This window comes from Mycobacterium paraseoulense (genome assembly GCF_010731655.1).
In the GTDB taxonomy this organism is placed as follows: Bacteria; Actinomycetota; Actinomycetes; order Mycobacteriales; family Mycobacteriaceae; genus Mycobacterium; species Mycobacterium paraseoulense.
Map to the genome: position 1 here is coordinate 5,335,956 of NZ_AP022619.1, position 11,739 is coordinate 5,347,694.

Sequence of the window (11,739 nt, forward strand, 5' to 3'; positions counted from 1 at the left end):
TGCGGGCGGCTTAAGGCCGCGCTGTGGGGAACTCCCCCGCCGACACGGGTGACTACGCTGACGCGGGTGACAGGTTTCCGCCGCAACCCAGGGGGCGTCCCGTCCGCCGTGCGCGGCGCCGGACTCCTCGTGGTGGTACAGGGGGCGGCCGCGCTGGTCATGGCGGCGGTGCTGGTGGTGCGCGGCGTCGCGGGGGCCGACCAGCACGTGGTCAACGGGCTCGGCACGGCGGTGTTCTTCCTCCTGGCCGGGGCGGTGGTGCTGGGCGCCGGCCGCGCGCTCATCCTCGGCAAGCGCTGGGGCCGTGGGCCGGCCGTGATCACGCAGCTGCTGTTACTGCCGGTGGCGTGGTATCTGACGGCGGATTCGCACCGCCCCGCGTTCGGGATTCCCGCGGGCGTGGTGGCGCTGGCGGTGTTGGGGCTGTTGTTCAGCCCCGCGGGCGTGCGCTGGGCCGCCGGCGGCGATCAGCGCGACTCCGCCAGCTCGGCCAATCGCGGACCGGACACCCGGTAGGTGGTCCACTCGCGCTGCGGTTCGCCGCCGACGGCGTCGTACAGCGTGATGGCATCGGCGTTCCAGTTCAGCACGGCCCAGGACAACCGCGTGTAGCCCTTGTCGAGGCATTCGGCCGCCAGGGCCGCCAGCAGCGCCCGGGCCAGGCCGCGCCGGCGGAACCGCGGCCGCACGAACAGGTCTTCGAGGTAGATGCCCGCCACGCCGTCCCACGTGGAGAAGTTGAGAAACCACAACGCCATCGCGGCGAGCTGGCCGTCGACTTCCGCGACATGCCCACATACCGCCGGCGCATCACCGAAAAGCGCTGCCGCGATCTGGTTTTCGGTGACCGTGCAATGGTCGGCGGCGTTTTCGAATTCGGCCAGTGCGTGGATCATTTCGGTGATCGCGCCGGCGTCTTCGGGCGTGGCGCGGCGGACGGTCATTGCTCGACGTCCAATGCATTCAGGATGGTGGTGAATTTTGTTGTGGTTTCGGCGACTTCGGCGTCGGGGTCGGATTCGGCGACGATGCCGCCACCCGAGCGGGCGAGCGCGGTGCGGCGGTCCGCGGACAGTTGTGCGCAGCGGATGGAGACCACCCAGCGGCCGTCGCCGCGCGCGTCGCACCAGCCCACGGCCCCCGCGTAGAACCCGCGGTCGCCTTCCAACTCGGCGATGAGCTCGACCGCGGCCTTGGTCGGGACGCCGCCGACGGCCGGGGTGGGATGCAGGGCGAGGGCCAAATCTATTGCACTCGTTGACGTGTCGCGGAGCCGCCCGCTGACCGGGGTGCACAGATGCCAAACGGCGGCGGTGCGGCTCAGCTCCGGCTCGGCGGCGATCGTCAACCCGTCGCACAGCGGCTCCAAGGCCGCCCGGATGGCCTCGATGACCAGCTGATGCTCGTGCCGGTCCTTGGCCGAGCCGGCCAGCGCCGCGCCGTTGGCGGCGTCAATCTCGGGGTCGGCGGCCCGGGGTGCCGAACCGGCGAACGGCCGGCACGTGACGCGGTCCCCGGCGCGGGCCACCAGCAGCTCCGGGCTGGCACCCACCAGCGCGACGCCGGCGTAGGCGTCGCCGGCGCCGGTCAGGTCGGCGAGGTAGCCGTATGCGGCCGGGTCGGCGGCGATCAGGCGGCGCAGGATGACCCGGGCGTCCAGGGGGGCGTCGGCGACCAGCCGCAGCGCGCGCGACAGCACCACCTTGGTGATCAGGCTGTCGGGCGCGGTGAGCTGATCGAGGGCCCGGCTGATGCGGGCGCGATACTCGGCCGGCGGGGGGTCGGCGACGGCGACGCGCACCGGCGGCAGCGGGCCGGTCGGCCAGTCCGGTGGCGCGTCGGTGCGCCGCACCGCATCGGGCGCCAGCAGCGCCGCGGGCTGGTCGACATCAAAGGGTAACGCGCCCAAGACTATTGGGATCAACCCGGAATGCAGCGCGTCCTGCGCGGCGCCCACTTCGCGGTAACGCTGCCGCGCCCCCTCGGCAACGAGGGTTTGGTTCGGTCCGCACAACGCGAACACCGGTTCGGTATTCACCCGGGCTTGATCGCCTGCGGCTGGCTGGTCAATCCGAGCGCGGCGAGTTGGCGCACCCCGTGCTCGAAACCGCACACGGCGATGGAGCCGGCCAGCATCCAGAAGCGGCTGCCCTCGACGAGCGGCAGCTCGACCCAGCGCGTGATGATCGAGCGGGAGAAGTGGCTGTGCCCGACGAACACCACGTCGCGCGAATCCATCTGCTCCAACGCGAAGGCGACGGCGCGATCGGCGCGGTCGCTGACCTGCGCCACGCTCTCGCCACCGGGGCAGCCGTGCGTCCAGACCAGCCAATCGGGGACCGATTCGTGGATCTGGGGGGTCGTCAAACCCTCGTAGGAGCCGTAGTCCCATTCGGCGAGCAGGGGAGAGACCTCGTCCACGGCCAGCCCGGCGAGTTTGGCGGTGGTCAGGGCGCGGATGCGCGGGCTGCTGACCACGAACGGGTCGGCGAGGTTCAGCTCGCGCAGGACGCGGCCGGCGAGCTCGGCCTGGACGCGGCCGGTGTCGGTGAGCTCGAGATCGGTCCGACCCGTGTGCTGGCCGGATTTCGACCACTGGGTCTCGCCGTGGCGGAGTAGGACCAGTCGATGGTTGTGCAAGCCCATATCGACCGATTCTGCCGGACGACATGCCGGGCCCGTCAGCCGCGGCGCGGGGCGAGCGAACGTGCCAGGATGGGCACTGTTGACCGCATGGCGACGAGGCAGAGGGGAGAGCCGCGCCTATGGCTGGTAAGACCCGGGTGTTGGCGGTGGCCAACCAGAAGGGCGGCGTCGCCAAGACGACGACGGTTGCCTCGCTGGGCGCGGCGATGGCCGACGAGGGTAAACGGGTGCTGCTGGTCGACCTCGACCCGCAGGGCTGCCTGACCTTCTCGCTCGGCCAGGATCCCGACAAACTCCCGGTGTCCGTGCACGAGGTGCTGCTCGGCGAGGTCGAGCCCAACGCCGCGCTGGTCACCACGATGGAGGGCATGACGCTGCTGCCGGCCAACATCGACCTGGCGGGAGCCGAAGCGATGCTGCTGATGCGTGCCGGCCGCGAATACGCGCTCAAGCGTGCGCTGGCAAAGCTCTCCGACGACTTCGACGTCGTCATCATCGATTGCCCTCCCTCGCTGGGGGTGCTCACCCTCAACGGGCTGACCGCCGCCGACGAGGTGATCGTGCCGCTGCAGTGCGAGACGCTCGCGCACCGCGGCGTCGGCCAGTTCCTGCGTACGGTCGCCGACGTGCAGCAGATCACCAACCCGGATCTGCGGCTGCTGGGTGCGTTGCCGACGCTGTACGACTCGCGGACCACCCACACCCGCGACGTGTTGCTGGACGTCGCCGACCGCTACAACCTGCCGGTGCTGGCCCCGCCGATCCCGCGCACCGTGCGCTTCGCCGAGGCCAGCGCCTCGGGGTCGTCGGTGATGTCGGGGCGTAAGAACAAGGGCGCGTCGGCGTACGCCGACCTGGCGAAGGCGTTGATCAAGCACTGGAAGACCGGCAAGCCGCTGCCGACGTTCGCCGTCGAGGTCTAGCCGGGGGCGCAGGCGCGAAATCAGCCCAGGGCCACCACGGTGTCGCCGCGCTGCTCGAAGACCTGGGATCCCGCGACGGCCGGCACCACCGCCCGCCCGGGCGCGCCCGGCGCCCGGTTCACCGGGATGTAGCGCTCGCTGGCGCCGCTGACCGGGTCGTAGACGCCGATCGCGCCGGTGACCGGCACCAGTAGCCGGCCCGCCATCATCGCGCCCGGGCCCAACGGCGCCGTCGTGTCGCCGGCGGCGATCGTGTAGCGCAGCGACAGGTTGCCCGTCTCGAAGACCATGACGGAATCCCCGGTCCACCAGGTGATCAGGCTGCCGGCATGCGAGACCGCCCCCGGGCCCGACGGCGGCTTGGGCAGCAGGGTGCTCGACACTGTGGTGCCGGTCTCGTCGACCACGTCCACCCGGGGCTGCGGTGACGGCAGGTACACCGCGGTGTTGCTCTCCCAGACGGCCAGCACCCGGGCGCCAGAGTCGGCGGTGGTCCCGGGTTCGGCGACGATGCGCTGCTGCGGTTCGTCGTCGTCCTTTCCGGGCCGCAGCAGCACGAGCCGCAGGTCGGCCTGGTTCACGCAGCTCTCCAGCACCGACACGGCCGCCGAGCTGGCCGCCGCCGACACCAGCTTGCAGCCCGAGTGCAGCCCGCGCGCCGAGGGCTTCACCCGCGCGTCGGTCTCGCCGTAGGCCACCATCCGGACCATGTCGGAGCGCCACAGTTCCAGCCGGGTGTCGCCGGCCGACAACACCGTCGTGCCGTCTGTGGACAACCGCACGCGCGGGTCGGCATAGCCGCTGCGGGCGGGCCCGCGCCGACCCGTGGAACCGTCGAGCGTGCTCACCTGCCCGCATCCGCGGTCGTCGCGGTAGACGGCGACCGCGTAGTGGTAGATCCAGGACACGCCGCACAGGTCGCTGCCGCGCTGGTAGCTCCAGCGGGACTGGCCGGAGCGGGGATCGCGCCCGTCCACCCGGCGCCCCTCGCCGGTGACCACCGTCCCGCCGACCGCCACGGGCGCGGTGGTGGCCGGGCTGGCCGCCGTCCACAGCTCATGCAGCGTGGCCGGTACCTGCCTGGCGGGGTTGGGGTTGGGCGCCGCGACGGCCGCCGGCCGGCTGATGGTGGCCCGGGCGTCGCTGGTCCACCAGATCAGTGAGGCGACGGCGGCGACCACGACCGCGATCGCCGCGGCGGCCAAAACGTCACCCTTGGTGCGGCGTTCGGGTCTGACCATCCGTGGGCGCGCGGCTCAGTTTGCGTGTGTGCCGGCTTCGGCGGGCTTGCGGCGCCGACGACGGCGCCGGCTGGTCCCGGTGTTGCCGGACGCCTCCGCGGCGGCTTCACCGTTGGTGGCGCTGGCCGCGGCCCCGCCGGGGTGACTGGTGACCGGTTGGCCGCCGCGGGTGCGGCGCCGCGGCGCGCCGGAGCGGGCACGCCCGGACCGTTCCGTCGTCTGGGGGTCACGCTCGGCGCTGCGGCGGTGGCCCTGCGGCTTCTTCGGCGCGCCGACGGTGCCGCTCGTCTCGGCGGGGATGCCCAGCTCTTCGTACAGGTGCGCCGAGCTCGAGTAGGTCTCGGCGGGTTCGGGGCAGTTCAGGCCCAGGGCCTTGTCGATCATCGACCAGCGGGGCAGCTCGTCCCAGTCCACCAGGGTGACCGCGACGCCGGTCTTGCCGGCGCGGCCCGTGCGGCCGATGCGGTGCACGTAGGCCTGTTCGTCCTCGGGGATCTGGTAGTTGATGACGTGGGTGACGTCGTCGATGTCGATGCCGCGCGCGGCCACGTCGGTGGCGACCAGCACGTCGATGTCCCCGGACCGGAAGGCCTTGAGCGCCTTCTCGCGGGCGGCCTGGTTGAGGTCGCCGTGGACGGCGCCGACCTTGAAACCCCGCTCGGCCAGCTCGTCGGCGACCTTCTGCGCGGTGCGCTTGGTGCGGGTGAAGATCATCGTCGCGCCCCGGCTCTCGGCCTGCAGCACGCGGCTGACCAGTTCGACCTTGTCCAGGGCGTGGGCGCGGTAGACGAACTGCTCGGTCTTGTCGTGCACCGCCGAGGAATGCGGTGCCTCCGCCCGGATGTGGGTCGGCTGCTTCATGAACGTGCGGGCCAGCGTGATGATGGGCCCCGGCATGGTCGCCGAGAACAACATCGACTGCCGGTCGGAGGGGATTTGGCGGAGGATGCGCTCGATGTCGGGCAGGAAGCCCAGGTCGAGCATCTCGTCGGCCTCGTCGAGCACCAGCACCGAGAGCCCGCCGAGTTGCAGGTGGCCCTGCTGGGCCAGGTCGAGCAGTCGGCCGGGGGTCCCCACCACGACGTCGGCGCCGGCGCGCAGCGCGTCGATCTGGGGCTCGTAGGCGCGACCGCCGTAGATGGAGATCACCGACAGCCGTCGGCCGCCCTCGGCGGTCAGGTACTTGGCCGCGGTGGCCAGGTCCTCGGTGACCTGCACGCACAGCTCGCGCGTCGGCACCACGATCAGGGCACGGGGCGCCCCGTTGAGCGGGCGCGTCGCGGCCTGGGCGGTGATGCGTTGCAGCAGCGGTACGCCGAAGCCGAACGTCTTGCCCATGCCGGTGCGGGCCTGGCCGATCAGGTCGTCGCCGGCGAGCGCCAGCGGCAGGGTGAGTTCTTGAATCGCGAAGGGCCGCTCGATGCCCTTTTCCGCGAGGGCGCGCACGATTTCGTCGCGAACGCCGAGATTGGCAAAGGTCAATTCAGTTGTGCTGGTCAGTGTGCTCATGCGTGGGTAGGAAGCCTTTCGGTGACGTATCGGTTTGTGTCGGTGTTTCTCTGTCGCGGTCACGCGCGCACGAGTTCCGACTCCGAATACGTCGCCGAGTCGCGGGCCCTGCTCTGGGCGGGCCAGCTGTGCACGCACATTTCGCCGATAGCGGCTTGGTGAAGAAATACAGCCGCTATCTACGTACATGATAGCCGGTCGACCGCTGGGCCCCCGTTGGCGCGGGGTCCGCCGACTACAGTGTTGCCATGACCCGGCCCTCTTGGCAGCCGTCCGAAGCCGACCTGGAAGCCGACCAGGGGGACGATTCGCCCGCCCCTCGCCTGCCCGCCGATCACCCCGGCGTCAACGAGTTGTTCGCCGTCTTGGCCTACGGCGAGATCGCCGCGTTCTATCGGCTCACCGACGAGGCCCGGATGGCCCCCGACCTGCGCGGACGCATTTCGATGGCGAGCATGGCCGCCGCCGAGATGCAGCACTACGAGCTGCTGCGCGACGCCCTGGAAAGGCGGGGTGTCGACGTGGTGTCGGCGATGTCGAAGTACGTCTCGGCGCTGGAGAACTACCACCGGCTGACGATGCCCAGCACCTGGCTGGAGGCCTTGGTGAAAACCTATGTCGGCGACGCGCTGGCCGCCGACTTGTACCTGGAGATCGCCGACGGGCTGCCCGACGAGATCGCCGGCGTGGTGCGGGCGGCGCTGTCGGAGACCGGGCACTCGCAGTTCGTCGTCGCCGAGGTGCGCGCCGCCGTGACGGCCAGCGGCAAGCAGCGCAGCCGGCTGGCGCTGTGGTCGCGCCGCCTGTTCGGCGAGGCGATCACGCAGGCCCAGTACCTGCTGGCCGACCACGACGAGCTGGTCGACCTGGTGGTGTCGGGCACCGGCAGCCTCGGCCAGCTCAGCGCGTTCTTCGACCGGCTGCAGCACACGCACGACAGGCGGATGCGCGAACTGGGTCTGAGCTGACCGTCAGCGCGTGCAGGTCGCCAGGCTCGAGTTGGTGGTCGACGCGGCCACCAGCTGACCGGCGGCGTTGACGATCGAGCAGTTGAGCCGGCCGTAGAAGCTGGTCGCGACCACCGACGGGTTCTGCACGCCGGGATTCAAGATCACCGCCTTGGTCCACGGCAGCGACACGTTGAACTCGGTCTGGGAGTAGCCCTGCCCGTCGGTGTAGACGATGTTCACCAAATCCAGCAGCTGCTTGCTGCCGGTCACGCTGTAGACGACGGTGCGTGGGTTGAGCGCGGCCGACGGCGGGGGCGTCAGCGTCAGGGGCGGGGCGGCGGTGGGCGTTCCGGTCGGCGCCAGGCTCGCCGAAGCGCTGGGCGGGGTCAGCGTGGTGACCGTTTCGGGCGGCAAGGGGGCCGTGCGCGTCGGGCTGGGCTGCGCGCTGGGCGCGGCGGAGCTCTTCGTCGTCGCCGGCGCGGACGTCACCGGCTGCTGGGCCGGCGCGACAGTGGCCTTGGTCGTGGCGCTGTCGCCGCTGTTGATGATGACCGCGGTCGCGATCGCGCCGACGGCCACGATGGCGCCCACGATCGCCGTGGCCGGGCGCCAGCGCAGCTCGGCCGGCCAGCCGGTCCAGGTGTAGTCGCCCTCGGGGTAGGAGTCGGCTCGGTAAAGCTCGTCGGTCTCGTCGTCGGGGTAGTCCCGCACCTTGTCGGGATCGGCCAGTGTGGTACCCATGGTGCCGAAGTTAGCGATGGGAAAACACGGATCGGGTTGCGAACCCGGGTGTGAGATCTTCTGCAAGCCAATCGTTACCTGCTCGCGACCGTCGTTTCGCTGACCGCGAACCGCGCGGCGGGGGCCGTCGGGGCAGCGGGCCCGCCGCGTCCACTAGCCTGCAGCTGACAGGTCTGTCGACTTCGACACCAACGGAAGGGGTGACCGTGGAGGTCAAGATCGGTATTACGGACAGTCCGCGCGAGCTGGTCCTCTCCAGCGCGCAGACGCCGGCCGAAGTCGAAGAGCTCGTCAGCGCCGCGCTGAGCGAGGGATCGGGCCTGCTGAGGCTGGACGACGAGCGGGGCCGCCGCTTCCTCGTGCAAACCAGCAAGATCGCCTACGTCGAGATCGGCCCCGCCGACGCGCGCCGCGTGGGCTTCGGCATCGGCGCCGAAGTGGCCAAACTGACCGGCAAGGGCGCTAAAGGCGAGTAAGCGGCACGTGTGACAGCCCGCCCCAGGCGAACTGGACGGTGCCCTCGACGGCGTCCGCCTTGGAGATCGGGCGGTCGGAGTCGAGCCAGTACCGGGCGCAGTCGACGCTGATGCCGACCAGTCCCACCGCGATCATCCGGGCGCGGTGCGGGTCGAGACCCGAATCCGCGCTGATCAAAGCGAACACCGCGTCGATGCACGATTCGGTGGCCACCCGCACCTGCGCGGCCACCTCGGGTTCGGTGACGTAGTCGTTCTCGAAGATCAGCCGGTACCCCTGGCTGTCGTGCTCGATGAAGTCGAAGAACGCCTGGACCGCCGCGTGCAACCGCTGGCGGTTGTCGGTGGTGGTGTTCAACGCCTGCTGTACGCCCGAGACGAGGTTCTCGACGTGCCGGGCCAGCACGGCGAGGTAGAGTTCGAGCTTGCTCGAAAAATGTTGATACAGAACCGGTTTGCTCACGCCTGCGCGGTCGGCGATCTCGTCCATGCCGGCGGCGTGGTACCCGCGATCGACGAAGACGTCGCTGGCCACGACCAGCAGCTGCCCGCGGCGCTCGTCTCGGGGCAACCGGTTGCCGCGCCGGTTCGAAGCCGCAATGCCGTCCCCGGGCCGACCACGCTCGGCGGACCTGACGGCCCGCCGCGCCGCGGGTTTGGCGAGTTCGCTCATCGGGTCCCCATCTGATGTGTCGGCAACCGGCCGTCGGCACGTTGGCCGGCCGCGCGCGGCTCGTTGCGACAGACATTACTACCCGTGTGGTTCGCGCCGGTGTCGTCGCCGCCGTCGTCGCTGGCAGAAAGCGTGCCGGGCGGTGCATTCGGGCGCGCCACGGACGGCCGCGCCGGGTGGCTGTGTAATCCTGGGGAAATGACGTCCCAGCGACCCTCGCGTGGCACCGGTCGAGTTCCGGTGCTGCGCGACGAGTGGCGGGAACCGCTCCGTGCCCTGCGTGACCCGATCGCCCGCGACGCCGGACGGACCCGGGCCGACCGGGAGCGGCCGCGTCAGTGGCGCAAACAGACCTGGCTTGGACGGTTCGTCTCCACCTACGGCTGGCGCGCTTACGCGCTGCCGGTGTTGGCGGCGGTCACCGCGGTGGTCGTCTACCAGACGGTGACCGGCACCGCGGCGACGAAGCCCATGGCGAACCAGCCCATCCAGAGTCCGCAGGCCATCGGCGAGGTGGGCACGTCGATCATCGACGCGCCACCTCGCGGGCTCGCCGCGTTCGACGCCAACCTGCCCGCCGGGACGCTGCCGGACGGCGGCCCGTTCACCGAGGCGGGCGACAAGACCTGGCACGTGGTGCCCGGCACCACGCCGCAGATCGGCCAGGGCACCGTCAAGGTGTTCCGGTACACCGTGGAGGTGGAGGACGGCATCGACCCCACGATGTTCGGCGGCGACAACGCTTTTGCCCAGATGGTCGACCAGACGCTGGCCAATCCCAAGGGCTGGACCCACAATCCGCAATTCGCGTTCATCCGGATCGACGACGGAAAGCCCGATTTCCGGATCTCACTGGTGTCTCCGGTGACGGTCCGCGAGGGTTGTGGCTACGAATTCCGGCTGGAGACCTCCTGCTACAACCCGTCATTCGGCAGGGACCGGCAGTCGCGGGTCTTCATCAACGAGGCGCGCTGGGTACGCGGCGCCGTCCCGTTCGAGGGGGACATCGGTTCCTACCGGCAGTACGTGATCAACCACGAGGTCGGCCACGCCATCGGGTACGTGCGCCACGAGCCGTGTGAACAGCAGGGCGCCCTGGCGCCGGTGATGATGCAACAGACGTTCTCCACATCGAATAACGACGCCGCCCAGTTCGATCCCGATTTCGTCAAGGCGGACGGAAAGACGTGCCGCTTCAATCCCTGGCCGTTCCCGATCGCCTGACCCCGCTCGATTGCCGTGCACCGCGGCGGCTGCTGTAGTGGGTGTAGACGGACCGCAAATCGAGATCGAGGAGATGTTCGGGCGTGTCGACATCCCAGACATCGCTGCCGCCCCTTGTGGAGCCGGCTGACCAGCTGACCCGCGATGAGGTGTCCCGCTACAGCCGTCATCTGATCATTCCCGGCCTGGGCGTCGACGGGCAGAAGCGGCTCAAGAACGCGCGCGTGCTGGTGATCGGCGCGGGCGGGCTCGGCGCGCCGACGCTGCTGTACCTGGCCGCGGCCGGCGTCGGGACGATCGGCATCGTCGATTTCGACGTCGTGGACGAGTCCAACCTGCAGCGCCAGATCATCCACGGCGTGGCCGACATCGGGCGGCCCAAGGCCCGGTCGGCGCGCGAGTCGATCGCCGCGATCAATCCGTTGGTCAAGGTGCGCCTGCACGAGTTCCGGCTCGAGTCGGGCAACGCCGTCGAGCTGTTCGCGCAGTACGACCTGATCGTGGACGGCACGGACAACTTCGCCACCCGGTACCTGGTCAACGACGCCGCCGTGCTGGCCGCCAAGCCGTACGTGTGGGGGTCGATCTACCGGTTCGAGGGGCAGGTCTCGGTGTTCTGGGAGGACGCGCCGGGCGGGCGCGGCCTCAACTATCGCGACCTCTACCCCGAGCCGCCGCCGGCCGGCACCGTGCCGTCGTGCGCGGAAGGCGGGGTGCTGGGCATCGTGTGCGCCTCGATCGCGTCGGTGATGGGCACGGAGGCGATCAAACTCATCACGGGGATCGGCGAATCGCTGCTGGGCCGGTTGATGATCTACGACGCGCTGGAAATGTCCTACCGCACCATCGCGATCCGCAAGGACCCCGCCTCGCCGAAGATCACCGAACTGATCGACTACGAGCAGTACTGCGGTGCAACGCCCGATGACGCCGGTCCGGTCGTCACCGGCTCGACGATCACCCCGCGGGAGCTGCGCGAGTTGCTGGACTCGGGCAAGAAGCTGGCGTTGATCGACGTTCGCGAGCCCGCGGAGTGGGACATCGTGCACATCGAGGGGGCCCAGCTGATCCCGCAGTCGTCGATCGACTCCGGTGAGGGTCTGGCAAAGCTGCCGCAGGACCGCATGCCGGTGCTGTACTGCAAGACGGGGGTGCGCTCGGCCGAGGCGCTGGCCGCGGTGCACAAGGCCGGGTTCTCCGATGCGGTGCACCTGCAGGGCGGCATTGTGGCGTGGGCGCAGCAGATGCAGCCCGACATGGTGATGTACTGAGCCGGTACGCCGTGCATATCCGCGGCGACCCGCCGCGCCCGTTTGCCGCGCTCACGATCGCCGCAGCTGGCCTCGTCTAAGCTTC

The 11,739-nt window shown here is 70.3% G+C and carries 13 protein-coding genes; 6 read left to right on the forward strand and 7 right to left on the reverse strand.

Going from position 1 to position 11,739, the window contains the following annotated elements:
- Window positions 1-66: 66 nt before the first annotated feature.
- Entirely contained in the window at window positions 67-516 is a 450-nt protein-coding gene (locus G6N51_RS24940) for a hypothetical protein (RefSeq protein ID WP_083170003.1), read from the forward strand.
- On the opposite strand, the gene G6N51_RS24945 is transcribed toward G6N51_RS24940, so the two are convergent.
- From G6N51_RS24945 to G6N51_RS24955, 3 genes are read right to left on the reverse strand one after another with little or no spacing between them, the layout of a single operon-like run.
- The gene (locus G6N51_RS24945; RefSeq protein ID WP_083170005.1) at window positions 468-944 is read right to left on the reverse strand and encodes a GNAT family N-acetyltransferase; all 477 of its coding nucleotides are present in this window, start codon (window positions 942-944) and stop codon (window positions 468-470) included. The two genes, G6N51_RS24940 and G6N51_RS24945, sit on opposite strands and share 49 nt — an antisense overlap.
- Window positions 941-2,038 (reverse strand): isochorismate synthase, encoded by a 1,098-nt coding sequence (locus G6N51_RS24950; protein WP_083170007.1) that lies wholly within the window; start codon window positions 2,036-2,038, stop codon window positions 941-943. The genes G6N51_RS24945 and G6N51_RS24950 overlap by 4 nt, the downstream gene beginning before the upstream one ends.
- Window positions 2,035-2,646, reverse strand: coding sequence for an acid phosphatase (locus G6N51_RS24955; RefSeq protein ID WP_083170009.1), 612 nt, complete (start codon window positions 2,644-2,646; stop codon window positions 2,035-2,037). Before G6N51_RS24955 ends, G6N51_RS24950 begins: the two co-directional genes overlap by 4 nt.
- A gap of 119 nt (window positions 2,647-2,765) precedes the next feature.
- Here G6N51_RS24955 and G6N51_RS24960 point away from each other — a divergent pair, with 119 nt between their 5' ends.
- Entirely contained in the window at window positions 2,766-3,569 is an 804-nt protein-coding gene (locus G6N51_RS24960) for a ParA family protein (RefSeq protein ID WP_083170011.1), read from the forward strand.
- A gap of 20 nt (window positions 3,570-3,589) precedes the next feature.
- On the opposite strand, the gene G6N51_RS24965 is transcribed toward G6N51_RS24960, so the two are convergent.
- Together G6N51_RS24965 and G6N51_RS24970 are read right to left on the reverse strand one after the other, a co-directional pair.
- Window positions 3,590-4,810, reverse strand: coding sequence for an Rv3212 family protein (locus tag G6N51_RS24965; RefSeq protein ID WP_083170013.1), 1,221 nt, complete (start codon window positions 4,808-4,810; stop codon window positions 3,590-3,592).
- Between the two features lie 15 nt (window positions 4,811-4,825).
- Complete coding sequence (locus G6N51_RS24970; protein ID WP_083170015.1) at window positions 4,826-6,319, reverse strand: DEAD/DEAH box helicase; 1,494 nt, start codon at window positions 6,317-6,319, stop codon at window positions 4,826-4,828.
- 248 nt (window positions 6,320-6,567) lie between these two features.
- Here G6N51_RS24970 and G6N51_RS24975 point away from each other — a divergent pair, with 248 nt between their 5' ends.
- Window positions 6,568-7,287: a ferritin-like fold-containing protein gene (locus G6N51_RS24975; RefSeq protein WP_083170017.1), complete on the forward strand. Its 720-nt coding sequence runs from the start codon at window positions 6,568-6,570 to the stop codon at window positions 7,285-7,287.
- A gap of 3 nt (window positions 7,288-7,290) precedes the next feature.
- On the opposite strand, the gene G6N51_RS24980 is transcribed toward G6N51_RS24975, so the two are convergent.
- On the reverse strand, window positions 7,291-8,010 hold the full coding sequence (locus tag G6N51_RS24980; RefSeq protein ID WP_083170100.1) for an MmpS family transport accessory protein: 720 nt from the start codon (window positions 8,008-8,010) through the stop codon (window positions 7,291-7,293).
- A gap of 206 nt (window positions 8,011-8,216) precedes the next feature.
- Between G6N51_RS24980 and G6N51_RS24985 the strand changes: the two genes are divergently transcribed.
- Window positions 8,217-8,486: a DUF3107 domain-containing protein gene (locus G6N51_RS24985; protein WP_083170102.1), complete on the forward strand. Its 270-nt coding sequence runs from the start codon at window positions 8,217-8,219 to the stop codon at window positions 8,484-8,486.
- Here G6N51_RS24985 and G6N51_RS24990 read toward each other — a convergent pair.
- Window positions 8,473-9,159 carry a TetR/AcrR family transcriptional regulator gene (locus G6N51_RS24990; protein WP_083170019.1) on the reverse strand — a complete coding sequence of 229 codons (687 nt, stop codon included), beginning with the start codon at window positions 9,157-9,159 and terminating at the stop codon, window positions 8,473-8,475. The two genes, G6N51_RS24985 and G6N51_RS24990, sit on opposite strands and share 14 nt — an antisense overlap.
- A gap of 198 nt (window positions 9,160-9,357) precedes the next feature.
- On the opposite strand from G6N51_RS24990, the gene G6N51_RS24995 reads away from it, so the two are divergent.
- Together G6N51_RS24995 and moeZ are read left to right on the forward strand one after the other, a co-directional pair.
- On the forward strand, window positions 9,358-10,383 hold the full coding sequence (locus G6N51_RS24995; protein ID WP_180134411.1) for a DUF3152 domain-containing protein: 1,026 nt from the start codon (window positions 9,358-9,360) through the stop codon (window positions 10,381-10,383).
- A gap of 83 nt (window positions 10,384-10,466) precedes the next feature.
- A complete protein-coding gene (moeZ, locus tag G6N51_RS25000) occupies window positions 10,467-11,654 on the forward strand; it encodes an adenylyltransferase/sulfurtransferase MoeZ (RefSeq protein ID WP_083170021.1) in 1,188 nt (395 codons plus the stop codon).
- Window positions 11,655-11,739: the final 85 nt, after the last annotated feature.